Below are 24316 nucleotides of genomic sequence, written 5' to 3'. Positions count from 1 at the left end.
GTTTTAGTTTTCCTCTCCATTTCTTTTTTATGCATAGTTTATTAAAAAATATAATTATTAATTTTCCGCTTCATCTCAGGGATATCTTCTCTTGTTACGGTAAAACGAATCACCTTCTCATCAAGATCAAGTGCCTCAGCGAATAAACCAGCTAATCCACGTGATTTTCTATCTACTTCCATAATTATTTCTAGTCGGTCGTATGCACGTGGCAAGATTAATAATTCTAATTCATCTAATTTCCCATAGTACTCTCCAGAAACCGGAATAAACTCAAATTCTTGTGCGAATGGAACTTGCTTACGTAATCGATGCGGTAATTCTTCACATTCTATATGACGTGCTTTAAACCCTAATTCCTTTACACTATCTAAAACACTACTTAATAATGCATTAGGTAACACTTGAACGTAGTCGCGGTCACTTGGGTCTATACTACGTTTAATATCAAGACCTGTATGAATCCAAACCGTTTTCATACCAAGTGTAAGTGGTGCTTCAATTGGCATTGGAAAAGAAAATGGAATTTCAACTTTTTCATTCGGTTCTACAGAAAACGGTTCTGTTAAGCGTACTCGCTCTAAATCATATGTTGCTGTTACTTTTTTATCATCCACTTCTCGTACATACGACGTTGATAATGTTAAGTAAATGCTTTCAATTTGTTGGCTAACTGAACCTCCAGTTATATGAACCTTTCCAACTATTTCTTCCCCAACAATATACTCATCTTTTTCAAAAACAGTATCTACCTTTGCACTTCCAATACCAACGCTTGCTAAAAACTTTTGAAACATGGAGTCTCCATCCTTTCTAAAGCAGAAGCTACATCTTGTTTTAAATCTTGTACATTCTCATAGTACGGCGTTTTTATTTGTAACATTCGCATAAGAATTTCGCGATTATAATGTTCCAAAGTTAATTCTTCGTACCATGGTTTTTCCTGTTTTTCATTAGATTCATATCCTGCATATAATAAAAATAATGAGAAATGACCGAGCGCATAAAAGTCGCTACGAAAGTGAACTTCTCGCATCAAAGCTTGTTCACCTTCGTAAGTTGTAGCTCGCTCATCATCCTCACCTTTCCATTTAGCCAATCCAAAATCAATAATACTAATTTGATTTTCTTTCATTAGTATGTTTGGAATGCGTAAATCTCGATGAATAATGCCTTCACTATGAAACACCGATACAATTTCTAATATTTCATATAAAATCTTAAAAACTTCACGTTCTGTATATACATACCCATCTATGAAAATATAATCTTCAAAATTTTCACCAGGCATGTACTCCATCACAAAGAAGCTCTTTTTCTCCCATATGAAATGATCATATAGACTAGGAATTGCATAATGATTTAATGTTTGTAAAATCATTTTCTCTTGTTCAAATGATTTTCTACCAGACTCATATCTTTGTTTACTTTGTCTTAATTGTTTTAAGACTTTATATCTATTTGTTTGTAAATCATTAACGACGTATGTAACCCCATAACTGCCCATTCCAATTACTGATTCAATTTTATAACGTTCTGCAACAATTGTATTTTTTCGCAGTGGTCTATCAAATAATGCTAGTACACGACACCATTTCATCAGCTACTTGAAAAGAAGCTACGGCTTTTACGTTTTCTTTTATAATGTTGATGTCCATAACCAGATGAACGTCGTTTATAGTCGCTACTTGAATACGAGCGCCCTCTACGACGATAATCACTACTTGAATACGAACGATATTTTTTCTTTCCTAATAAAGAATCAATAATTTTTTTGAACATTCCTTCACCTCTTGAGTAAAATTTCCTTTTCATTATACCAATAATTATTGACTATATTTGTGACAGGTTTGTAAAGAGTAAAAAACGACGAGTTATGCCCGTCGTTACTTTCATTCATCCTCTTCATCAAAAACTTCATCAATCATACATTTCTCTAATAAATACTCAAATGTAATATCTGCGAGATCTTCAATTTCTTCTCGTTTTGGGACGTACCCTCTTTCAATTAGTTGCTCATAAAAAAACTCCGCAATCTCTTCCGTATCAATCACGACTTCAATTTCCTTCATGAGCATCACTCCTTTATTTCTGTTTTATGAAAAAATCTCAAAATTATGTATATGAGATTAGAAAAATAGATTTTATTTTTTTATAGGTCATAAGCTTTGGACGAGATGCATACGATTGTAGTACAAGCTATTCAAAGGGGGAAATAATAATGGAAAATCAATATGAAGTAGGACAAACAAAAGAAGAGTTCATGCATGAAGATCAATGGGCAGACTCTCTTATAAAGTGGCTTTTTATTTTTTTAATAGTTGTAGGCATACCTTATACTGCATATGTTGTTGTTCAATTTATTCTCTCTTTCTAGTTAACTATTTTTTCTCTGTCAATTTAACTAAATAATTATGAACAACATCCATTACAATTTTATATTCTTCATCTTTAAATGTATCGAACAATAATTGATAATCGTTATAAATATCAAGTAATCCATCAATGATTTCTTGACGATTCGTCTTAACACTCACTTTTTTCGAGTTGTTAATTGACTTTAACTTTCCTAAATCTAATTTATTCATACCTGCTTTATCTTGTTTCATTTTCTTCAAAATTGCATTTGCCGTTTGAGCATTGGCGAGTAACGTTAAATCTGATTCATCCGCTTCTAACCATTCACCATCCGTAATCCGTGACAATTCATAAATTGTATCTTCCCATGCGTCATTCTTATATCTCCATACTTCTGTACGAAAACCAACAATACGGAAAACATCTTTATCATATCCAGTTACTTGCACAAGATCACCAAACGTGAAATTATAATTTAATTCAATCCACTCCGTATCGCCCTTTTTCATATCTTGCTCTGTAACGTGCTGCAATGTTTGCTCTACGTAAAATCCATCATGATTATTGACTTCGTATACATAAACTCCATCTAAAACCTTCATATTTGTGATTTTCCCAACGGTTCCATATAGCGTAATCACGACTATGTCCCCTACGTTGTATTTAGGTTGTTTTTTTCTTGCCATCTCTATCTCTCCTTTTTTTGACGTCGTGATTTTGATATCAGTATATGCAACCTACATAAAAACGCTTATCACAGAAGCTTATATTCATAAATTTTTTCAATAAAAAATATAATCTTATAAAATTTACATTGCACTCAAAAAAAAGCTAGTAACTAGACTAGCTTCAAATCAACAAATTTCATAATAAAAAACATACAGAATACTTCACTTTAAATAAAGTAATGTATTCTGTATGTTTTCAAATAGTTTTTATCTATCTTGTATGTATAAATCCCAGGCTTCATCAAATATAGACATACTTTCTAGCATTCCGCTCAACTCTAAGTATGAACTAATTTCATCATAGTCTTCAGATTGCTTCGGAAAACTTAAATCATCATACATCGCCTCTGCTAAATCTGAAATTTCATTTCTAAATAAAGCTGCACGATGCTTCATCATATAATGGTAAAATGTCTTTTTCAAAAATATTCCCTACCTTTCTAACTTGGGTACATTATACAAGGCAAAAAAGAAAAAAACCAGCATAAAAGCTGGTTAAAAGTCGAAATAATTTCTTTTTAATAGACGCGGTCTTCCCATTAATTCTTCATATGTTAGTTGTTTTGGTAAATCTTTCGTGTAAATTAAGAATAATTGATCTTCAATTTCTTTTACTGTATGGTCTGATTGATAGTCCATCCCGCACGAGGAACAAGAAATACATGGTGTCTCTTGGATTTCAATGGCTTTCGTACCATCTGGTAATTCCCAATATACAGTATTCAAGCTTTCTTTCGCTTCTGTACTGTCACACCACATACAATTCATACTGCATCACCCTCAGTTTTTTTGTCGTTTTCTTCTAACTTAGCCATTTGTGCTTGATATTTTTTATCTTTTAATTGATCGCGCTTATCACGTTTATCTTTTAAAGATGCATGAGTATCATTATCTTCGTAGTCTTTACGACGGTTCATACGCTGTAAGTCGTCTGGAACGAGGTTAAATTTCTTATCGCTCATAAGACCTGCGATACCAACATCTGAACGTTTTTCTTCGTAGTTCGGATAAATCTCTTTAAAGTATCCTTCCGCTCTTCCTGGAATATAGCTCTCTGGCTCTGGATACGTCGTAATAACACCTTCAAAGTTACGAAGTACAACTTTATCTGCACTTTGTGAGATTAAATAGTTTGGCTGAAGTGCAATTTTACCGCCTCCACCTGGCGCATCAACAACGAATGTCGGAACAGCATAACCAGATGTGTGTCCACGTAAACCTTCAATAATTTCAAGACCTTTAGATACTGGTGCACGGAAGTGACCGATACCTTCAGATAAGTCACATTGATAAATGTAGTATGGACGTACACGGATTTTTACTAAGTCATGCATAAGTTTTTTCATAATTGGAACGCTGTCGTTAATACCAGCTAAAATTACTGCTTGGTTTCCGACTGGAACACCAGCATTCGCTAACATTTCACATGCCTTTTTCGATTCTTCAGTAATTTCAATAGATGTATTGAAATGTGTATTTAACCATACTGGATGGTATTTTTTAATAATGTTACATAAGTTTTCTGTAATACGTTGTGGGAATACTACTGGTGCTCTCGTTCCGATACGAATAATCTCAACATGCGGAATCTCTCGTAAATTTTTTAATACATATTCTAAAATTTTATCGTTAATTAGAAGTCCGTCACCACCGGAGATTAATACATCTCGTACTTGTGGCGTTTCACGAATATAAGCAATTGCATCATCTAATTGTTTCTTCGGTACACCCATTCCAATTTGTCCACTAAAACGACGACGTGTACAGTAACGACAATACATAGAACATTGATTTGTTACTAAGAATAGTACACGGTCCGGATAACGATGTGTTAGCCCTGGAACTGGTGAATCTTCGTCTTCGTGAAGCGGGTCTTCTAAATCATATTTTGTTTTATATAACTCTTCCGAAATCGGTACTGATTGCATCCGAATCGGACAGCGTGGATCATCAGGATTCATTAGCCAAGCATAGTACGGTGTAATGTTTAACGGGATCGTTTTCGTTGAAATTTTAACGCCCTCTTCTTCTTCAGGTGTTAAGTTAATCACTTTTCTTAAGTCATCTAACGTTTTGATCGTATTCGTTAATTGCCAAACCCAATCATTCCATTGCTCTTCAGTAACATCTTTCCATAATTCGATATCCTTCCAGTGACGATTTGGTTTGTATACATCATGTAACATTGCTATTCCCCCTTTTTATACGCTCATTCTTTATATAAGCAATAGTTATGCCAACTTTACATTGTTGATAAGTAAATGTGCGGAGAACCCTATTACATAAGCGAAAAAATATTTTTAAGCGTTGTATGAAATCAATACTTAACATCATATTCATTACTTTTTATATATGTAAACGCTCTTTTATTGGTGCAAACACACAAAAACCGCCGATTATTCGGCGGTTTTGTCGTACTTGCTCAGTTTATATTGAAGCGTTTGACGAGGGATACCCAACATTTTTGCGGCTTGTAATATATTCCCTTCCGTTTCAATCAACGCTTGATCTATTAATTCTTTTTCTGTTTGATGAAGTGCTTCTCTAAGTGGCATTATACCCTTCTTCTTCGAAAACTTCTCTTTCCGAAATGTACGTGGTAAACAATTGGCTGTTAATGTATTCCCTTCTGCAATAATAACAGCATGTTCAATCGTATGTTTTAACTCCCGTACATTTCCAGGCCACTGATAAGCTTGCAGTCTATCTTTCGCTTCCTCATCAATTTGAAGTACACCTTTTTTATAACTTTTATTATATTCTTTCAAAAAATAAGATGCTAATAATAGTACATCCTCAGTTCTTTCACGAAGCGGTGGGATATATAATGAAAATACGTTTAAGCGATAATATAAATCAGTGCGAATTTTATTCTCTCGTAAACATATTTCTGGAGGCTGGTTCATCGCGGTAATAACACGAACATCTACTTTTCTCGTCTTATTATCACCAATTCTTCTAATGACTCCATCTTCTAACACTCGTAACATTTTTGCCTGCAAATCAAGAGGCATTGAATTCAGTTCATCTAAAAATAATGTACCACCATCAACAAGTTCAAATAGCCCAGCTCTTTCAATCGCTCCCGTATAGCTTCCTTTTGTCGTTCCAAACAATAAACTTTCTAATAGCGACTCTGGTAAAGCTGCACAGTTTTGTGCAATAAATGGCTTGTTTTTTCTTTTAGAAGCTTCATGAATTGCTTGTACGAACAGTTCTTTTCCCGTTCCTGTTTCACCATATATTAAAACATTCGCGTCTGTTGGTGCTACTTTTTGTGCTAACTCTTTCGTCTGTTTAAACCGCGTATCATTTGTCACTATCGTCTCAAATGCAGCGTGCTTTTTAATCACTTTTTTTCTAGATGATCGCTTTATTTTCGACTGTAAGTCAACAATTGTGTCAGTAAGCTTTTGAATTGTAGAGTAATCCTTTGCAATTTCAACAGCCCCAGCAATATTCCCATCTATAAAAATAGGTAACGTCGTATTTACTGTACAAACATCTTCACCATTTAAATTTTGATAATGTTGTACCTGATGTACGATAGGTTTTTTTGTATCTAGTACTTTCATCAATGTACTCGTTTCCCTTGATAAAGACGGGAACGCTTCTAACAGATGTTTCCCTAACACTTTTTCAATCTTCGATCCATCGTGTTTTGCAGCTACAGAATTATAAAATATTGTAATTCCATTTTCATCTACAGCGTGTATAGCCTCATCAATACTGCCCAAAATCGCTTCAATGACTTCTTGTGTCGAAACTGCTAGCAATGTCATCCCCCCTCTTGCCGAAAATCCAGCAATTACATGCCGAATTTTCGGCACACCTATGTGCGATTGTAAGCATGACGATTCCGTTCTATAATTTTAATCAATTTTATATTTTCATTAGATAACTCGAAACTCTAATTAGTACGGCTTTTTCAAACACCCAGCTCCACCTAACTGTTTTGCTTTACAGCCAAATTTTGAGGCGGAAGTTTTACTGCTTTCGAATAGCTAGATAGATCTTTCACCCATATATTCATATCTTCCAACTTATCGAAAATGTAGCAATTATTCGCCAGTCTTCCTGTATACGTATAGCCTAATTGATGAAAGGCAGCATTCATTCCGAAAGAAAGCGATCGAGCAATTGTATAGGAGCAGAAAATAGATCTTTCTTGAAGTTCTTCCTCTAATTTAATTAGTAAACTTTTCATAAATCCATGTTTACGGTATTCAGGTAAAGTAGCACAATTCGTTAATTCTGCATTCCCTTCCTTTATGTTCATTTCTGCAGATGCTGTACTAATAATTTTCCCCTCAAATTCATACACGTAGTAAATTGTATCGTCTTCTTTCATCGTCTGTAATACATAACTCGCTTCATTTAAAGGTGTCGGATACACTTCAAATACTTTTCCGAATACAGTTGCTAATTCTTCTGCATCTTCTTCAGTCGCTTTTCTCAGCAAAAATTTCTCTGGAACTACTTTTTCTTTTATTTCTTTTCCTTTTACACCGCTTAATATAGTATCTTCCTCAATCCAATGCATACTATTTCGTCTTTCATCATTATTATATTTCACAAAAAAGTATGCATCGTGTCCTTGAAAATAATGAGGTATCGTTGCTTCCAACAAAAAACCGAAAGAGAGCCATGTTGAAACATGCTCTCCCTTTCCTTTAATAATACATTTAGTGAAAGAATGTTTCTCTGCTAGTTCGTCAATTGTCTGTATAATACTTTCAACATTTCCTGTATAGTGATCTACCCGAATACGCTTATTAAAATAATCTAAAACACCTTCTACTGTATAACAATTCGTCTGTTCTCTAAAAGATTCATAGTATTTCATTTTTTCACCTCACACCAATCTAGTAATGTACATGCAATAATTTTTGCGGCAGCTATCATTTTATCAACTTCTATATATTCGTTTGGATAGTGTGCTACTTTCGTCTCTCCTGGACCAAATACTATTGTTGGTACGTTTGCAATTTGTGTAAATAAACCTCCATCAGTCCCCCACGGAGATGCTTCAATAATTGGTTCGTTCCCTTCGATTTCAACAAAGTTGTGATGAAGTGTCGTAATGAGTTCATGATTCTCTTCTAGTTCACCAGGAACCCATCTCGCTCCAAACCATTCTACTTCTACTGGATTTTCAACAAACCAATTGTCCACATCATTTAATTCAGCAATCCAATTCTCAAACTCTTCTTTTGCCGCCTCTATAGTCTCATTCGGCGCAACACCGCATCTTCCTTCTAAAATTAATTCATCGGGAACAGAACTTGGCCAACTCCCTCCTTCAATTTTCCCAATGTTAATTGGAATTGGAATCGGAATTTCTTTAAATAACGGATCTGTAATTCGACTATTTCTTTTCTCCTCTAGCTTTCTTACATGTTCTATAACAAACATACTTTTTTCAATTGCACTAACCCCTTCATAGCGCGTTCCACCGTGTGCAGCTTTCCCTTTTACACGTAGACGAAACCACATGGAACCTTGTTGTTTCGGGAAAAACTTCATATTAGTAGGCTCCGGAATAATGACACCATCTGCCTTATATCCTCGTAATATAGTTGCCAATGTCCCTGCTCCGCCACTTTCCTCTTCTATTACACTTTGAAAATAGATGTTTCCTTTTAATTCAATGTTAGATTCAATAATCGCTTCCATCGCAAGCATAAGTGCGACATTTCCGCCCTTCATATCCGTCGTTCCACGGCCATATATACGATTTCCGATTTTCTCACCGCTATAAGGATGATGTTCCCACTGATTCACATCCCCTTCTGGAACTACATCAATATGCCCATTCAATATCATAGATTTCCCGTCGCCACTTCCTTTTAAAGTTGCTACAATATTTGGGCTATCTGAAAAACTTGTACGGGGTGATACAAAATAAGGATGATCTTTCATTTTAGAAAAAGAAGGCTCCCATATATCGAGCTCTAAACCTAATTCACGTAATTTTTCAATCACAATTGCCTGCGCACCGCTTTCATCACCAGATACGCTCTTTTCTTGAATTAATCGTTTTAAAAATTTCACACTTTCCTCTTCATGGCTCTCAATATAATCACAAACTTGCTTTTTTAATTGCTCCATATATTACATCTCCCTTCATTCAATTACTAGTAAGTTAGAACTAATTTGAAAATCAGCTTCTGTATGTCGTTTTATATCTTCTACTGTGTATGGGCTCATTAATTCTTGTAATATAAGTCCACTCGGAGTTACCTCCATGACTGCCATATCAGTAATAATTAAATCTACACATTTCTTTGAAGTTAATGGCAATGTACACTCTGAAACAATTTTTGCATTTCCGTACTTATCAACATGATTCATTACAACAACGACCCGCTTCGCTTTTTGTGCTAAATCCATTGCTCCACCAATACCTGGAACACGTTTTCCAGGTACAATCCAGTTTGCTAAATCACCATTTTCACTTACTTGTAATGAACCAAGAATCGTTATGTCTAGCAAACCTTTTCGAATCATCCCAAACGCTGTGCAGCTATCGAAATAACTCGCTCCTGTTATAAGAGAAGTTGGTAAACCTGCTGCATTACACAAATTTTCATCTTCATTCCCTTTACTTGGCGTTGGTCCCATGCCGACGATTCCATTTTCCGCATGAAACATAACATTTATGTCGTCAGGCAAATGATTTGGTACAAGCGATGGTATGCCAATACCTAAATTTACAATCATACCATTTTGTATTTCTTTCGCCGCACGCCTAGCAATCTTATCCCTCACTTCTACGCCCATACCCATTTCCAGTTCACTCCTTCCGACGGTACAATATAATTTACGAAAACACCTGGAACGACAATTTCCTCTGGATCTAAACTTCCAAGCGGGACTATTTCTTCTGCTTCTACAATTGTTATATCCCCAGCCATAGCTACATGGGGATTCATATTTCGTGCACTTTTGTCAAATACAAGATTACCAAACGGATCTGCCTTTTTCGCATATACAATTGAAACTTCAGCAGTTAATGCTGTTTCAACTAAGTAGGTCTTACCATTCATTTCAACTGTTCGTTTTCCCTCTTCCACAATCGTATCAACACCAACATCAACTAAAACACCACCAAGACCAACGCCACCAGCGCGAATACGCTCTGCTAATGTTCCCTGCGGAGAAAACTCAATTTGTAATCTTCCCTCGTTTAGTTGCCTTCCTGCATTTGGATTGGAGCCAATGTGAGAAGTAATTATTGATTTAACTCTTTCATTTGTAACAAGACGACCGATACCTACATCAGGAAATCCAGTGTCATTTCCAATTAAATTTAAATTTGTAACGCCTTTTTCTAAAATTGCCTGTATTAAAGATGGAGGGGATCCAATCCCTCCAAATCCCCCAAACATCAATGTCATATCATCATGGAACAAAGAAATTACTTCCTCAATTTCTTTTAATTTACCGAATGTATTTGTAATAGTTGTCATGCGATACTATGCCCTCCTTTTTGCATCATCTCTTCCACACTTTTAGAGAAAATTGAAAGTAATTCATCTAACTCGGAATATGTAGTTGTCATTGGCGGTGCTACAAGCAGTGCACTATCTTCTTTTCCTGCTTGCCCTGAAACTGCTTGGTATAAAAGCAGACCATTTTTAGCTGCAACTGAAATAAGCTCTGACGCTTTTGTAAACGGTTGCAATTCTACTCCGATTAGCAACCCTTTTCCGCGCACATCAGCAATGATTGTCGATTGTTGCTGAACTTTCTGTAAGCCTTTTATTAAATACTCTCCCTTTTCTGCTGTTTTTTCAGGAAGATTATGTTTCTCCATATATTCAATAACAGCTAAAGCCGTTGCTGCAGACAATGGATTTGCACTTAACGTATGACCGCTCATTACTGAACGTGATCCACGTAATATTGGTTCCATAACACGATCACTTACAACTGTCGCTGCCATCGGTGTATATCCCGCTCCTAACCCTTTACCAAGTGTCATAATATCCGGCTCTACGCCCCAATGCTCCATCGCAAACCATGCTCCAGTACGACCGAGCCCAGTCATTACTTCATCCGCAATAAATAAAATATCGTAATGGTCGCAAATCTCTTTAATGACTTTATAATAGTCTTTCGGCGGAACAACCGCGCCTCCAGCTGCTCCGATAATCGGCTCAGCAATAAAAGCAGCAATATGCTCTGCACCAATTCTTTCAATTGATCTTTCTAGTTCAGTCGCACATGCCAGCTGACAAGTTGGATATACCTTTTGAACAGGACATCTGAAACAATATGGAGCTGGTATAGTCGGATAATCTTCCAAAATAGATACGAAACGTTGTCTACGTAGTGGATGCCCAGACATCGATAAAGCACCCATCGTAATACCGTGATAACTCATCCATCTTGATAAAATTTTATGTTTCCCTTGAATACCTCGCTCTTGAAAATGCTGAATTGCAATTTTCATAGCTGTTTCATTCGCTTCCGTACCACTATTTACAAAAAAACTCCAGTTCAAATCTCCTACACTTAAATCACTTAACTTCTTCGCTAATTTTTCAGCTGGTTCACTCGTAAACTGTGATCTATAAACGAAAGCAATCTCCTCAGCTTGCTTTTTAATAACGTCTGCAATCTCCTTTACGCCATGCCCAATACCTGCCGTAATTGCTCCTGACGAACCATCAAAATATTTATTGCCATTTTGATCATACAAATAAACACCTTTTCCATGTGAAATCATTGGATACGGCTGACCAACAAGTGGTTTAATTAAGTAATCGCGCATAGCGCTCCCCCATTTCTCCAATTTGTATATATATATGAAGAAAATTGACGTTTCTTTCATAAAAAAGAATCCTCTGCAAAAGCAGTGAATTTATCAAAAAACTATTATAAAATATACAAATGAGTGCTTAAAAATTTTTATAAAACAGAAAATTCAGAACTAAAAAAACGAAGACCAACCCTTTTCTATACGCCCAAATAACCCTCCTTTTTATATGAAATGACTACATCACCAAATGTTTTTATAGCATAATGCCAGCTGTCCTTAAATGCCGACATTCTGTACACTTCGACGGAACTCCCGTTAAACTCCTTCCTATTATCCTACTTTAAATTGCATATTTTAAAACAAATTTCGACACCCACCTTACTAATCAATTCAGATTCCTATTCATTATGTAAACTTTTCAGTTTTAAACTATAAAAAAAGAACCGATTAACCACACTAATCAGTTCGTCATGACGCTCTCTTATGGGTTAATACTGTCAATTGCTAAAATAAATAGAAAAATGAAGTTTACAAATTCATCCTACAGCCTATAACACAAAACCTTTTCATAACTTCATTCACAATTACTATCGGGATATCCCTATCCCGAAGTGGCACTCCTTTCCTCAGATTCAAAGTATCTTTCCTTTATAATTTATGTAGGACAATTATCACTTTGTATGTGTATTTGCCTATAATTTAAAAAATCCCTAGTTTTCTAGCGATTTTTGGACATGTATTCAATATGTTAATTGAAATGCACTTTCAATTTGGCATTTATTTTACTTTCGTACAGTCATATGTACTGCCTTACTCTGCGAAATTCTCGTAAGCACCAGCACCTCTTTATGAAAACATATTTGTTGTCAATTTTTAATTTTCCCTTTATAAAATCATTTTTTTTGCATAACCGCTTTCTTGCTTCGCATATAGTTTTAATGATGACAAAGGAGGAATGTTCATGTCTCAATCTGAAATCGAAAAATATGGACAAGAAGTTACACAATACGAACAACTCGCACGTTACTATCAGTTTCGTAATCCTAAAAAATATATAGAATTATATATGAAATATTACGATGCACTATCAAAACTTGTACAGGCGTATGAAACAAGAGACTCACAAGAAGCTGCTTTACCGTCACATATAAGAATTTTTCATGCCGATCCAAATATACCAGCGGTTGACATTTTAGTAAACGGACAAACGGTTATTAAAAATATTTCATTTAAGCAATTCAGCCCTTATTTATCATTAGTGCAAGGTAAATACCGTATAGATATTGTTCCTGTCGGAAATGAAACTCCAATCTTTTCAGCGTTGGTACCAATAATGGGAAATCATACTTATACTCTCGCTGCAATAAATAGTGATAATCACCTACAATTACAGCCTATACTTGATAATACACATTTACCAGCTGGTCAAGCCAAAATACGGTTTGCACATTTCTCTCCAGATACCCCTGTTGTAAACGTAGATTTAAAAGATGGGGATCATTTATTTGAAAATGTGCTCTTTAAACAAATAACAGATTTTTTGCAAGTTAGCCCTGGTACAGCAGATATTGAAATTTCACTCGCAGATAATAAAAACGTTTTATTGACTATACCGAAATTCAATGTTGAACCAAATGTTATTTATACAATTTCAATAGTAGGTTATTCAACTAAAGATCCTAAATTAGAAGCCCTTATACTCACAAATTAAAACAGTCTACACCATTCATTTGGTGTAGACTGTTTATTTTTGAAATGCAATTTGAAATTCTGTCCAATCGTTATCTGATCGACACATAATGGATCCATTATGTTTTTCCACAATTTGTTTACATACAAATAATCCAATACCAGTTCCTAACTTTTTAGTAGTTACAAATGGTTCAAAAATCGTTTCTACATTTTCAGCTGGAATCATTGGTCCATTATTTTTTATCACAATTCGAATAGCTTGATCTTCTTCAAATACATCAATGATAATTTTTCGTTCTTCTTTCATTGATTCAAGAGCATCAATTGAATTCATTAATATGTTTAAAAATACTTGCCTCACTTCACTCCGATAACCAACAAGCGGAATTGGATACGGTAAATTCTTTTCAATCAAAACATTCGCATTGACCAAACTCGGATATAAGAATTGTATAATGTCTTGAAACAAGTCATTAAGCCAAAACCGTTCCGATTCATTCCACATTTCTTTTTTCGATACGAGTAAAAATTGCGAAATACGAAAATTTAATTGATCTAATTCATGCGAAATAATATCTAAATACGATAAACTCGGATGATCCGCCTTTAATAATTTAACAAACCCCATAATGGAAGTAAGCGGATTACGAAATTCATGTACAAAACTAGCTGACATTTGCCCTAAAATCGTCAGCCTTTCTTTATGTGTTTCGTTAATATATTGCTGTTTTTCCTCTAAATTCTTCGATATAATTTCCGAGTATTTTAAAACGGTATAATAAATTAATTTGTCAAAACAAGTATGTATTTTTGCCATAATTGGTTTCAATTCACGAGCGCTAACATCTAATTCACACATCGCTTCGAAAAGTTCATTTCTTCCCACGTTTGCGTTATAAACAAAATCTCCAATATTCGCATCTGCTCCAGCACGTTCAATAGCAATTTTCTCACATAACGGTTGAAGATAATTTATATCTTTATCTTCCATAGTAAGTTCGATAATTAACTCTAGTAAATCCTCTCCATTTTGAACTACTTCTAGTTTAAATGGATCTTTTTCGGAAATTATCATTTTGTTTTTCCAGTTCTCTACGAATTGGTGCCTATTGTTTTTCAAGTGTGAACAAAATATTTCTTTAATATCCTTATCGATTGGAAAAACCTCCATTCCCTCCATTTCCATACGACGAATACCCTTTATATTTTGAATATTAACACAAAAAATACGATTCGTTAATAGATTTTTGTCACATTTTGTTAATTTCTGTTGATAAAATTATTTTTTCTCTCTTATTTAACTAATTGTATACAAATCCCCTTTTTCCTTCACATATTTTCATTATTTCCGTAGTCAAAACGACTTTTTTTTGCATCATTTTTAATTCTTGCGTACAATAGAAAATGAAAGGTGTGAAAAATATGGTAAATAAAAATGTGGAAGATTATCTCCAAGAAGGCATTTACGGCCAAAAGCAAAACAAACCAGAAGAACGTAATATGTATTTAACTACATTACGTGAGCGTGTGGAAATCGCTTTAACAATCGGTCAAGTAATGCAAAGTAATGTATACTCTGAAGTGGCGGGTAGCATGCGCTCTTCTCAATCATTACAACTCCTCCTAAATGGTGGCATTGCTTACCCACATTTATCAAAATACATTAAATTAGCAAACGAAAAAAATGTTCCTTTTACAATTGTTCAAAATAAAGATACAAAAACACCAATCGGTTTAGTATTAACTCATGCTACTGCTATAGATAAAGAACAAATTTATGTAGAAGATACTATTTTCAAACAAGAAATGAAGTAAAAGTTACACTTAATTAAATAGTTACTAGAAGCGTAAAAAACGAGTATGGAATCGTAAACATTTCCTACTCGTTTTTTAGTGCAAGTTTTAAGTTTTTCCACTTTATTTTTTAATACATACTAATTTCATTTCTGTCATTTCTTCTATTGCATATTTAATTCCTTCGCGTCCCGTGCCACTTTCTTTCACACCACCATAAGGCATATGATCTACTCTGAACGTTGGAATATCATTAATCATGACACCACCAACCTCTAGCTCATCAATTGCACGCATTGCTTTAAATAAATTATTTGTAAATACTCCTGCCTGTAAGCCGTAACGCGAATTATTTACTTGCTCAATCGCTTCATCAAATTCTTTAAATGTATTTACTGTCATGAGTGGACCGAATACTTCTTGGCACTGCACAGATACATGATCTGGAACATTTGTTAATACAGTCGGTTCAAAAATTCTTGCATCCCGCTTCTTACCACCGCATAAAACAGTTGCTCCTTCCTTAATTGCTTCTTGAACCCACATATCAATTCGCTCTACATCTCTTTTTGAAATTAAAGCGGATACATCCGTTTCCTCAAGCAGTGGATCACCAACAACAACTGATTCCATCGCTTTCTTTAGCTTCGAAAGAAATTCATGCATTTTCGTTTCATGTACAAAAACACGTTGTACTGAAATACAAACTTGCCCATTATTAACAAATGCTCCCCATTTTACACGTTCAATTATTTCATCTGTTAACTCTACATCTTCATCAATGATAACAGCAGCATTTGAGCCTAGTTCTAACGTAACTCGTTTTAGCCCAGCCTTTTGTTTTATTCCGATTCCAACTTTTGGACTTCCGGTAAAAGTAATAGAAGCAACGTAATCATTTTTGACGATTGCCTCACCAACCGTGGAGCCAGGGCCAGAAATGATATTTAAAGCTCCATTTGGCAATCCTGCCTCTTCAAATAACTCAACTAATGCATAAGATGATAATGGCGTTTGATCAGCTGGCTTTAATACAACTGTATTTCCGGCAGCGATTGCTGGTCCAACTTTATGCGCTACTAAATTTAATGGGAAATTAAATGGTGTAATAGCCCCTATAACCCCAATCGGCTTTCGGATTGTATATGCAATACGCCCATCTGCACCAGGTGCGGCGTCTAATGGCAATGTCTCACCATATATACGCTTCGCTTCTTCAGCTGCAAATTTGTATGTTTGAACAGTACGATCTACTTCTCCCCTTGCAGCACGTATTGGTTTTGCAGCTTCTTTTGCAATAATCTCTGCAAATTCTTCTCTTCTTTCATCCATTTTTTGTGCAACTTTCTCTAAAATAGTCGCACGATCATATGCAGATAATGTATTCATTTTTGTCATTGCATTTTTTGCAGCGGTAACAGCCTCTTTTACATCTTCTTCCGTGCCTTGTGCAATTTCCGCTAATGTTTCTTCAGAATATGGTGCGTATAATGGTTTATACGTGTTTACAGATTTCCAATCTCCATTTATATATAAATGCTTTTTCATACTTCTGCTCCTTCCAAATATATGTATACAACAATACTTCACCTAGTGAAAGGTTTGACTTATGTCATTGTATCATAGCCCTTATCCCTCAAAAAACATTATGCTCAAAAAAACTCTGCTATATAGCAGAGTTTACGAGCTAATTTGCTCTTGTAACGAAATTTGTTTTTCATCTTCTAAAATAACAATCGATTCTACTATCTTTGTAACTTCTAATCTTTTTATATAATGTCCATCTAATTCTTTCACACAAAACTTATAATTTTCAATTTCAATGGAATCCTCTTCAGCAATCTCTATATTCTTCGTTAAAATCCAACCACCGATTGTATCAACACCATCATCATCAATCCCTAAACCAAATAACGTATTCACTTCACTAACAAGTACTTTTCCCTCTAGTATCGTCTTCGTTTCACTAACTTGTTGAATTTCTGGCTGCTCATCCGTATCAAACTCATCCTGAATATCTCCAACAATTTCTTCCAGAATATCTTCAACAGTAACAAGTCCAGATGTTCCACCATATTCATCTATCAATATAGCAATATGTGTTCTTTCTTTTTGCATTTTCAAAAACAAATCATGAATTGGAATAGAATCGATAACTAAAATAATTGGTCTCATATATTGCTCTACTGTCTTCTTATTAACAGCTTTATGTTGTACAAATTCAGTAAAAATATCTTTAAAATTCACAAAACCTATTACGTGGTCTTTGTCGCCATCAACAACTGGATACCTTGTATATTTTTCACGAGACATTTTTTGCAAAGCTTCTTCAGCAGGCATCTCTTTACTTATAATATTCATTTCAGTTCGAGGTACCATTATTTCTTTTGCAATCCGATCATCAAATTCAAAAATTTTATTCACATATTTATATTCAGATTGATTAATCTCACCATTTCTATAACTTTCTGAAACTAACAACCGTAATTCTTCTTCTGAATGAACCTCATCATGCCCCTTCGGCGGTTTCAGCCCTAGCAGCTTCGTAATGATTCGAGCTGAACCATTTAATAGCCAAATGAATGGGAATGCAATACGATAAAAGAAAATTAACGGTTTAGAAACAAGCAAACTCACTTGTTCAGATTTTTGAATTGCAAATGTTTTTGGGGCCAATTCCCCTATTACAACATGTAAAAAAGTAATTAACAAAAATACTAAAATTACAGCAAAAATGTCTGCTAGTTGAGTAGAGATATTCCAATTTGCAAAAAGCGTATCAAACATTTGCTTTAACGCAGGTTTACCAAACCACCCAATTCCTAAAGCTGTAACAGTAATTCCTAGCTGACAAGCAGATAAATATTCGTCTAAGTTTGTAATGACTGTTTTGACCGATGTTGCACGATTATTTCCTTCTGCAATTAAATAGTCAATTCGTGAACTTCTCACTTTAACAATTGCAAATTCTGCTGCAACGAAAAATGCCGTTAAGGCAATTAAAACAATCACTATACTTATACTATATATGTCCAAATACTTTTCCTTACTTACTTTGTAAGCAAGGAAGCCACCTCCTACTTAATTTTATTCAAGTGAAGTAAGCATTCTAATACTCTAACAAAATTCTACATTAGCAACCACCTTTTTATATATTATATGCATACATAAAAAAGATATTTATCATTATGATAATCTAATTCATTTACACTCGTCAAATTATTCTAAATGTTACGATAAGACATTTTTATTTAAAAGAACTATTCTCCTCAACTCAATTTCGTGAAAAAACACTTTCTTTGCCGATTCCACACTTCTTTTGTCGCACTAGAAGGGAACTTACTTCATAGCTCGAAATCATTCAACAGGATATATATAGGAGGGATTATTTTGGAATATAAAACACCATTTATCGCAAAGAAATTAGGTGTTAGCCCAAAGGCTGTTGTCCGGATCGCACAACAATTAAATCTTACGATAGAGAAAAACAAATATGGCCACTTTATTTTCACACAAGAGGATGTCGATCAAATGTTAGAACACCATCGATTTCAAATAGAGCAATCTCAAAATTCTCAATCTACTCAAAAGGCTTCCTCAAATGAAGTTGAGGAATTAAAAACTCAAGTTAATACAATTGTTCAAAACATATCATCGAATGATTTTGAGCAATTAGCTAATCAATTAAACACTATTACGAGAAGACTTGATCGAATGGAAGAACAAATGCAAGATAAGGCAAATGATGTCGTCACGTACCAACTTTTACAACACCGTCGTGAAATGGAGGAAATGTTAGAGCGAATTCAAAAGTTAGAAGCTGCCCTAACGAAAGAAGAACCCATTTATATTACTCCGGATTCAAAACCAACATATGAACGAGAAAAGAAACCGAAGCGCCGCAAAATGATTTTTAGTATATTTGGATTATAATTTTTAGACCCTTATTAAAATAATAAGGGTCTTTTTTAATGAAGAGTTATATCCTATACAAATATTATTCTCTTTATTATACATATTCACTTCGCTTTATTTCGTTAACATAATATTTTTACTGTATTCTGTAATTAATGCCTGTGCATGAGCATTCCCTTGAATCACATCACGAAATTCTTTTAAAGAATACAAATGCGTAACCCCTTTTCGAGCATGAATTCTTACTGGTACACCTTGTAAAGTATCATGAAACTGAAAAGGATTATCTATTGGTTCAATTGGAAAACCAAGTGTAAGTAAATACATATACATTCTTTTTGTTACTGCTGCAATGTACCATTCAGCTTTTGTTTCTAACGCATGTATAAATAAAATAGCTGTTAGCCTTTTGAAATGTCCTCTTCCACGAGACGTTTTCGAAATACTTAACTTGCCTATTTCATATACATTCTTCAAATCTTTTACTAAATCATTTTTAGAAAACGGATAGAAAAACTCAGAATTTGATTGTTCAGGTACCGTATACTTAATACATTCTACTGTACCAATAGGATGTTCATCTTCTATTAATAAAAATCGTGATGGATTTAAATTACGTTCTACGAACATTAAGTTTCTTTCTTCACAAAAATCTCCCCATAGTTGCTCGAACCCAAAATGTTCTTCCTTTGTTTGAACACGCTGGAACATATTTAACCGCCTTTCCCATCGCCGCTCTGTTTTTTGATAACGCTTTCACTATCTATCATATAAGAACAAATCTTCGTATGCAACTAAAAATATTTATGACTTATTATATTCTGCAAAATGAATTAGATTCCAATTTAATCGACTTTTATCCCGCGCTCACATTCCTTTTAATAACACATTTGTAGCACCTTTCAAATCTCAATTACACTACGTTTCTTTCCATACAGCATATAATTCTTCTTAATCTAAAGAAATCCTTTATGAAAAAGGATTTCTTTTACTTCTTAATGCTTTTTAGCCATTTTTCAAAAATTTGTACCATCCCATGTTTTCCAGCTAATTTCTCTTCCCCTTGTTTCGTCTTATATGGATATAACTGCAAGAAAACACCGCATCCAGACTCAATTTTTTTACTATGCATATGGCTTCCTGGATATACACAAATGACTTCATAAATTGACCTTCGATAATAGACTCGCTTTCCATCCTGTTCTTCTACATACTTTATAGACCAGTACTTATACATTTGCTCAGTTGCTTTCGTATTTCCGACGTGCTGAAAAATATTGTACATTGGACTATACTTCACTTCAATAATAATAGAAGATTTATATACGTATTTCCCATCTTCTTTTACATAACAGTCTAAGCGAATATCTGGCTTCTTCGTATCCTCACCATTGTAAAAATTACTACCTTTACTTAATGCAATAAGAGGATGTGTTTCAATTAAGTCATTAAATGCGACATGCACCTTTATATCATCTCGTTCTAAAACTACTGTCGTTCCATCTTGTAATCCATCTACATAAAAATGTTCTTGTATTTGTTCACGGATGGAGTTTCTAGCCTCAAAACCAATTTGCTCTAAAAGTGAAATAACGATAAAAAAAGCGTAATATTCATACACTAAAAACGTTGGCTTATAAACAAATAATAATGATGGAGATTGATCCGTATATTGCGGGAGTACTTCTAAATGATGTAGTAATTGTTGATGTGGTATCGGTAAATCATGTAAGTTCATGTTACTTGTTTCAGTAACTTCCCTCCAAAATGAAGAGTGCATTAACATTTGAAAGTATTGTACATTTTCATGCACAATATGCGCCAATATTTTATATTCTTGTATTTTCATTGAGCTCTTTCGTAAATCGGCTTCTTTTAGTAAATGTATATTTTTATATTTTTGCTTCTCTCTATCGGTTACTGATCCATTACGCTCAATTGTTTGTATAATCGTTTTTACAGCTTGAAACTCTTCTGATTTTTTCTTTTTTTCTCTTTCTAAGATTTCTATTGTTTGACGTAAAAAACTTTTAGCTTCAATTAAATAATGATAAAATTGCATCGCTTTATATTTAAGAAATGCATTTTCCTTACTATTTTTTTGTTCCATAAACTTACGATTATAATGTTTGGCATAAGGTTTTCGTTCTGCCACTATAGTTCCTTTTCTTGTTGGCTTTCGCTCTTTTCCTTCCCATTTATATTCATTTATAAAAGTTGAGCTTGATTCTATTTTCTTAAAGATTTGCTTTATCATTTTCATTTTTTGCGGTAACTTTCTAAGTAACACTAAATAAGAAGAATCCTCAATATCGCTAAGTGCAGAGAAGGTCTTTTTATAGTAACCTCTATCCAAAATCAACTCATTTAAAATTGACTTCACATAGTCTTGAATCATTTCAAATTGATCATCAAAAAAGTTTTTCGGTACGATTTGAAATGCGCCATAATACGTTGTATCTTCTATACGCACTTCAAAATGGTATAGACCACAGCGCCATGGATAAAAGAATTCTGTTTTCCCATGTTCATATATTAATACTCTTTGTTTTTTTTCATTTATTTCATATTGAGCCTCTTTTATATTTTTCTGTCCCTCATATACTTTATTCCATATAAAAGTAATATTCATTGGGATTTCATAATTGTACTGTAATCTTATTGGTTTTAATTCTTGTACTTTATAAATACATTGAACTAATGCTGTAGTAGATGTACAAAGACGATTTAATAAAATATAATCTCCTTTCCCTTCATTTCCAATGATTAACTTTAATACAAAAGGGAGCGTTTCATTCGTATCAACGATTTTTGTTTCATAACGCCCTTCATTTTGCATATCCATACAACTCCAGTTCTCTACGTTTTTCTCGTATATATGCTAAAGAGTGTTCAAATGTAGATACTCTGTTTGCAAGTGTAGATTGCAAAAGAGGTACTAAGGTCGCCCCCCTTTTTGCTTCTTCAGAAAGTAAAGGCCCAACCATCATTTCGGTCCCTCTGATTTTCGTCAATACACGCTGCTTTATTTGTAAATCAAACCCCTCTTCTCTACTAATCATATAGGTATGGTTATTTTGAAACGGTATGTTTTGCAAATAAGTCGCAATTGCATTTGCACATCGGAAAGAAATTCCCTTAGACGCGTCATGTGATGACAATACGACATGCAACTTATCTAATAGCTCTAATTCTTCTTCAGAAAACACTTCAATCATCGCTTTATTTCTCATCCAATTTATCCGAAATTCTCCCGCCGTTACTTTCAAAGGTGGATGTAATACGACTTTCCCCTGTTCCATGCCCATCTCACAAAACGGAATTTTCTGTAACGTTATTAGGTTCGTTCGGTCTAATAATCGATCAGAGAGCTCTTTCGTTGTTTCATCAAAATTTACAGTACCTACAAATATAATATTTTCTCCAATTTCAATTGTTGATGGAATTGAATTCTCTATGTCCTGTACACCCTCATACAAGTTTAAAATACGATTTTTTGTTTCAAGTTCAAGAACAGATAGAAACGGAGTAAACCAATGCTCAATATGAGACATGTTCATTTCATCAAAAACGATTATATACAGTTGATTTGGATTTTCTTTCGCCTTCATTAACGTCCTAACTAACTTCGCTTCAGATTCAATAAAAGTACCATTTGGATGAAGGTAACCAAGTAAATCATGTGGTTCTTGATACGATGGCGAAATTGGAATCCAAACCAACTCTTCCCCATACTGTAACCCTAATGCTTCTGCATAAGTTTGCACAAAACGTGATTTTCCAACGCCCGGTATACCACCAAGAATCGTTAACATATTTGTTTTTACACTTATATGGAAATTATAAATATCCGTTTCATCCAAATATAACCCTTTATTATGCACCATACTTTGTACATACTGTAAAAAGGACGATTCACGCTCATCCCATTCCCATTCATCTTTTTGTATTTTTATATCCTCTACTTCAACTAGCTTACCTTCTTCATGCATTCGTTTTTTTAATTGCTCATACACATAATCACTTACAAAATATAATTGATCTTCTACCGCTATTTCTACATACTTCGTCCAGTCACTGCAGTTTATATATTTACATTCACGTTTCTGTTCAAAATAGGCGATTGAGCTAATTGATGACTTTAGGGATATGTTTCCGTACAGTCTTCCATCGTGCCACAATAATTCAGGAGGCTCAAAGTCTTTCGGAAATTTTGGCATAAGAAATGATAAATAACCGTTGCTAAGTTTTCGCTCTAAAGATTCTCTTTTTTTATGATTTGTAACTTTAGGTGCCGGAATCATTTTATAGCTGCTTGCTATTTCTTTCGGTTCTTCTGTACATATTAACTCCACGTATACATTTCCTCTTTCATAATAAAGACGAAACATTACTAATTGCTTTTCTAATTTCCTCTTCTTTAATTCCGAAAAGATTTTTTCATTCTTTTTATTGCTACATAACCCTTCAAATACATATGGTTCATTTATAAATTGTTCCTGTAAAGTGAATGGTATTGGCGATAAGCATTGTACAAAAAAATTCTCTCCACTCTTCTCTTTCTCAGCTTTTGTAAATTTCCCTAAAAATCTCATATAGTACATTCGTTTTATAAAACTTGGCTGAAGAGCTTTATGTAATTTCACCTTAGTCACCTTCTTTTTTCATACTATTCTTAGTGTATGAAAGAAACGAAAAACTAGAAATAAAAAACCTGACGTTATCCGCCAGGTTCAAAATAAAAACTTATATTAATGAGAAGGAAATGCTTTTTTCTCTTGTAAAATTGCATTATGAGCAATTTTCATTTTCGCAAGTACGTAACGTAATCGATCTTCAGCGTTTTCATCTTTACTTATTTGTAATTCCGCCAAATTTTCAACAGAACTTGCTAAATTTTCAATGACTCCTCTTAGTTCAGGATGATGATTAAAAAAAGATTCTTGCACTAATACTTTCCTTAACTCACTAGCTAAATCAATTATTCTAGACAACTGTTCTTTTTCTTCCATTCTCATCCCTCCTGAATATCTTATGTAGTAAATATTCTCTAAACAAAGAA

The 24316-nt window shown here is 34.1% G+C and carries 25 protein-coding genes; 4 read left to right on the top strand and 21 right to left on the bottom strand.

All coding sequences use genetic code 11. The features are described from left to right. Nucleotides 1–41 precede the first annotated feature (41 nt). From DN399_RS10915 to DN399_RS10900, 4 genes are all read right to left on the bottom strand, one after another. Nucleotides 42–797 (bottom strand): sporulation protein, encoded by a 756-nt coding sequence (locus DN399_RS10915; RefSeq protein ID WP_149149549.1) that lies wholly within the window; start codon nt 795–797, stop codon nt 42–44. Further along, nucleotides 779–1600: a serine/threonine protein kinase gene (locus tag DN399_RS10910; RefSeq protein ID WP_006927693.1), complete on the bottom strand. Its 822-nt coding sequence runs from the start codon at nt 1598–1600 to the stop codon at nt 779–781. The genes DN399_RS10915 and DN399_RS10910 overlap by 19 nt, the downstream gene beginning before the upstream one ends. Further along, a complete protein-coding gene (locus tag DN399_RS10905) occupies nt 1600–1782 on the bottom strand; it encodes a hypothetical protein (RefSeq protein ID WP_000473371.1) in 183 nt (60 codons plus the stop codon). The genes DN399_RS10910 and DN399_RS10905 overlap by 1 nt, the downstream gene beginning before the upstream one ends. A gap of 110 nt (nt 1783–1892) precedes the next feature. Continuing rightward, the gene (locus DN399_RS10900; RefSeq protein WP_000658451.1) at nt 1893–2072 is read right to left on the bottom strand and encodes a YozD family protein; all 180 of its coding nucleotides are present in this window, start codon (nt 2070–2072) and stop codon (nt 1893–1895) included. A gap of 149 nt (nt 2073–2221) precedes the next feature. Here DN399_RS10900 and DN399_RS10895 point away from each other — a divergent pair, with 149 nt between their 5' ends. Beyond that, nucleotides 2222–2377: a DUF3930 family protein gene (locus tag DN399_RS10895; RefSeq protein WP_000431486.1), complete on the top strand. Its 156-nt coding sequence runs from the start codon at nt 2222–2224 to the stop codon at nt 2375–2377. Between the two features lie 4 nt (nt 2378–2381). On the opposite strand, the gene DN399_RS10890 is transcribed toward DN399_RS10895, so the two are convergent. From DN399_RS10890 to DN399_RS10845, 10 genes are all read right to left on the bottom strand, one after another. Continuing rightward, on the bottom strand, nt 2382–3044 hold the full coding sequence (locus DN399_RS10890) for a hypothetical protein (protein ID WP_000101499.1): 663 nt from the start codon (nt 3042–3044) through the stop codon (nt 2382–2384). Nucleotides 3045–3293: 249 nt separating this feature from the next. Then, on the bottom strand, nt 3294–3509 hold the full coding sequence (locus DN399_RS10885) for a YozE family protein (protein WP_000750717.1): 216 nt from the start codon (nt 3507–3509) through the stop codon (nt 3294–3296). Between the two features lie 72 nt (nt 3510–3581). Continuing rightward, nucleotides 3582–3854 (bottom strand): YokU family protein, encoded by a 273-nt coding sequence (locus DN399_RS10880; RefSeq protein WP_000995763.1) that lies wholly within the window; start codon nt 3852–3854, stop codon nt 3582–3584. Continuing rightward, on the bottom strand, nt 3851–5272 hold the full coding sequence (gene kamA, locus DN399_RS10875) for a lysine 2,3-aminomutase (RefSeq protein ID WP_000902142.1): 1422 nt from the start codon (nt 5270–5272) through the stop codon (nt 3851–3853). Before kamA ends, DN399_RS10880 begins: the two co-directional genes overlap by 4 nt. Before the next feature lie 210 nt (nt 5273–5482). Next, entirely contained in the window at nt 5483–6868 is a 1386-nt protein-coding gene (rocR, locus tag DN399_RS10870; RefSeq protein WP_011110073.1) for an arginine utilization transcriptional regulator RocR, read from the bottom strand. A gap of 164 nt (nt 6869–7032) precedes the next feature. Next, entirely contained in the window at nt 7033–7932 is a 900-nt protein-coding gene (gene ablB / locus DN399_RS10865; protein ID WP_000878594.1) for a putative beta-lysine N-acetyltransferase, read from the bottom strand. Next, complete coding sequence (locus tag DN399_RS10860; protein ID WP_149149548.1) at nt 7929–9197, bottom strand: peptidase; 1269 nt, start codon at nt 9195–9197, stop codon at nt 7929–7931. Before DN399_RS10860 ends, ablB begins: the two co-directional genes overlap by 4 nt. Before the next feature lie 15 nt (nt 9198–9212). Next, nucleotides 9213–9875 carry a CoA transferase subunit B gene (locus tag DN399_RS10855; RefSeq protein WP_000525277.1) on the bottom strand — a complete coding sequence of 221 codons (663 nt, stop codon included), beginning with the start codon at nt 9873–9875 and terminating at the stop codon, nt 9213–9215. Further along, nucleotides 9860–10558 carry an acetate CoA-transferase subunit alpha gene (gene atoD / locus DN399_RS10850; protein ID WP_000208102.1) on the bottom strand — a complete coding sequence of 233 codons (699 nt, stop codon included), beginning with the start codon at nt 10556–10558 and terminating at the stop codon, nt 9860–9862. The genes DN399_RS10855 and atoD overlap by 16 nt, the downstream gene beginning before the upstream one ends. Next, entirely contained in the window at nt 10555–11865 is a 1311-nt protein-coding gene (locus tag DN399_RS10845) for an aspartate aminotransferase family protein (protein WP_001205882.1), read from the bottom strand. Before DN399_RS10845 ends, atoD begins: the two co-directional genes overlap by 4 nt. Nucleotides 11866–12814: 949 nt before the next feature. On the opposite strand from DN399_RS10845, the gene DN399_RS10840 reads away from it, so the two are divergent. Beyond that, on the top strand, nt 12815–13564 hold the full coding sequence (locus DN399_RS10840; protein ID WP_000083285.1) for a DUF4397 domain-containing protein: 750 nt from the start codon (nt 12815–12817) through the stop codon (nt 13562–13564). A gap of 33 nt (nt 13565–13597) precedes the next feature. On the opposite strand, the gene DN399_RS10835 is transcribed toward DN399_RS10840, so the two are convergent. Then, complete coding sequence (locus DN399_RS10835) at nt 13598–14731, bottom strand: BA2291 family sporulation histidine kinase (protein ID WP_000425086.1); 1134 nt, start codon at nt 14729–14731, stop codon at nt 13598–13600. A 236-nt stretch (nt 14732–14967) separates the two neighbouring features. On the opposite strand from DN399_RS10835, the gene DN399_RS10830 reads away from it, so the two are divergent. After that, the gene (locus DN399_RS10830; protein WP_000247558.1) at nt 14968–15360 is read left to right on the top strand and encodes a YueI family protein; all 393 of its coding nucleotides are present in this window, start codon (nt 14968–14970) and stop codon (nt 15358–15360) included. A 102-nt stretch (nt 15361–15462) separates the two neighbouring features. Here the strand turns inward: DN399_RS10830 and DN399_RS10825 are convergent, their stop codons facing one another. Continuing rightward, nucleotides 15463–16887, bottom strand: a complete 1425-nt coding sequence (locus tag DN399_RS10825; RefSeq protein WP_000716459.1) for an aldehyde dehydrogenase family protein — start codon at nt 16885–16887, stop codon at nt 15463–15465. Nucleotides 16888–17019: 132 nt separating this feature from the next. After that, the gene (locus DN399_RS10820; protein ID WP_000356250.1) at nt 17020–18375 is read right to left on the bottom strand and encodes a hemolysin family protein; all 1356 of its coding nucleotides are present in this window, start codon (nt 18373–18375) and stop codon (nt 17020–17022) included. A 354-nt stretch (nt 18376–18729) separates the two neighbouring features. Between DN399_RS10820 and racA the strand changes: the two genes are divergently transcribed. Continuing rightward, nucleotides 18730–19272 carry a chromosome-anchoring protein RacA gene (gene racA / locus DN399_RS10815; RefSeq protein ID WP_000456023.1) on the top strand — a complete coding sequence of 181 codons (543 nt, stop codon included), beginning with the start codon at nt 18730–18732 and terminating at the stop codon, nt 19270–19272. A gap of 96 nt (nt 19273–19368) precedes the next feature. Here racA and DN399_RS10810 read toward each other — a convergent pair whose 3' ends face one another. The 4 genes from DN399_RS10810 to DN399_RS10795 form a co-directional block, all read right to left on the bottom strand. Continuing rightward, entirely contained in the window at nt 19369–19965 is a 597-nt protein-coding gene (locus tag DN399_RS10810; RefSeq protein WP_000487796.1) for a hypothetical protein, read from the bottom strand. Nucleotides 19966–20242: 277 nt separating this feature from the next. Further along, entirely contained in the window at nt 20243–22093 is a 1851-nt protein-coding gene (locus DN399_RS10805) for a hypothetical protein (protein WP_001178737.1), read from the bottom strand. Beyond that, complete coding sequence (locus DN399_RS10800) at nt 22083–23900, bottom strand: AAA family ATPase (RefSeq protein ID WP_000766194.1); 1818 nt, start codon at nt 23898–23900, stop codon at nt 22083–22085. Before DN399_RS10800 ends, DN399_RS10805 begins: the two co-directional genes overlap by 11 nt. A gap of 105 nt (nt 23901–24005) precedes the next feature. After that, nucleotides 24006–24266 (bottom strand): hypothetical protein, encoded by a 261-nt coding sequence (locus DN399_RS10795; RefSeq protein WP_000391445.1) that lies wholly within the window; start codon nt 24264–24266, stop codon nt 24006–24008. Nucleotides 24267–24316 lie beyond the last annotated feature (50 nt).

Source organism: Bacillus sp. AR4-2, assembly GCF_008274865.1.
GTDB classification, from domain to species: Bacteria; Bacillota; Bacilli; order Bacillales; family Bacillaceae_G; genus Bacillus_A; species Bacillus_A cereus.
Note: the sequence above shows the minus strand (reverse complement) of the source record. Positions and strands in the feature narration are given on the sequence as shown.

What these genes read in the sequence shown, in the direction of transcription:
- DN399_RS10895 (WP_000431486.1), top strand. Translation starts at nt 2,222, where the DNA reads ATGGAAAATCAATATGAAGTAGGACAAACAAAAGAAGAGTTCATGCAT.
- DN399_RS10830 (WP_000247558.1), top strand. Translation starts at nt 14,968, where the DNA reads ATGGTAAATAAAAATGTGGAAGATTATCTCCAAGAAGGCATTTACGGC.
- DN399_RS10860 (WP_149149548.1), bottom strand. Translation starts at nt 9,197, where the DNA reads ATGGAGCAATTAAAAAAGCAAGTTTGTGATTATATTGAGAGCCATGAA.
- DN399_RS10900 (WP_000658451.1), bottom strand. Translation starts at nt 2,072, where the DNA reads ATGAAGGAAATTGAAGTCGTGATTGATACGGAAGAGATTGCGGAGTTT.
- DN399_RS10880 (WP_000995763.1), bottom strand. Translation starts at nt 3,854, where the DNA reads ATGAATTGTATGTGGTGTGACAGTACAGAAGCGAAAGAAAGCTTGAAT.
- DN399_RS10835 (WP_000425086.1), bottom strand. Translation starts at nt 14,731, where the DNA reads ATGGAAATGGAGGGAATGGAGGTTTTTCCAATCGATAAGGATATTAAA.
- DN399_RS10795 (WP_000391445.1), bottom strand. Translation starts at nt 24,266, where the DNA reads ATGGAAGAAAAAGAACAGTTGTCTAGAATAATTGATTTAGCTAGTGAG.
- DN399_RS10915 (WP_149149549.1), bottom strand. Translation starts at nt 797, where the DNA reads ATGTTTCAAAAGTTTTTAGCAAGCGTTGGTATTGGAAGTGCAAAGGTA.
- atoD (WP_000208102.1), bottom strand. Translation starts at nt 10,558, where the DNA reads ATGACAACTATTACAAATACATTCGGTAAATTAAAAGAAATTGAGGAA.
- DN399_RS10890 (WP_000101499.1), bottom strand. Translation starts at nt 3,044, where the DNA reads ATGGCAAGAAAAAAACAACCTAAATACAACGTAGGGGACATAGTCGTG.
- DN399_RS10845 (WP_001205882.1), bottom strand. Translation starts at nt 11,865, where the DNA reads ATGCGCGATTACTTAATTAAACCACTTGTTGGTCAGCCGTATCCAATG.
- rocR (WP_011110073.1), bottom strand. Translation starts at nt 6,868, where the DNA reads ATGACATTGCTAGCAGTTTCGACACAAGAAGTCATTGAAGCGATTTTG.
- DN399_RS10805 (WP_001178737.1), bottom strand. Translation starts at nt 22,093, where the DNA reads ATGCAAAATGAAGGGCGTTATGAAACAAAAATCGTTGATACGAATGAA.
- DN399_RS10855 (WP_000525277.1), bottom strand. Translation starts at nt 9,875, where the DNA reads ATGGGTATGGGCGTAGAAGTGAGGGATAAGATTGCTAGGCGTGCGGCG.
- kamA (WP_000902142.1), bottom strand. Translation starts at nt 5,272, where the DNA reads ATGTTACATGATGTATACAAACCAAATCGTCACTGGAAGGATATCGAA.
- ablB (WP_000878594.1), bottom strand. Translation starts at nt 7,932, where the DNA reads ATGAAATACTATGAATCTTTTAGAGAACAGACGAATTGTTATACAGTA.
- DN399_RS10905 (WP_000473371.1), bottom strand. Translation starts at nt 1,782, where the DNA reads ATGTTCAAAAAAATTATTGATTCTTTATTAGGAAAGAAAAAATATCGT.
- DN399_RS10840 (WP_000083285.1), top strand. Translation starts at nt 12,815, where the DNA reads ATGTCTCAATCTGAAATCGAAAAATATGGACAAGAAGTTACACAATAC.
- DN399_RS10910 (WP_006927693.1), bottom strand. Translation starts at nt 1,600, where the DNA reads ATGAAATGGTGTCGTGTACTAGCATTATTTGATAGACCACTGCGAAAA.
- DN399_RS10810 (WP_000487796.1), bottom strand. Translation starts at nt 19,965, where the DNA reads ATGTTCCAGCGTGTTCAAACAAAGGAAGAACATTTTGGGTTCGAGCAA.
- DN399_RS10825 (WP_000716459.1), bottom strand. Translation starts at nt 16,887, where the DNA reads ATGAAAAAGCATTTATATATAAATGGAGATTGGAAATCTGTAAACACG.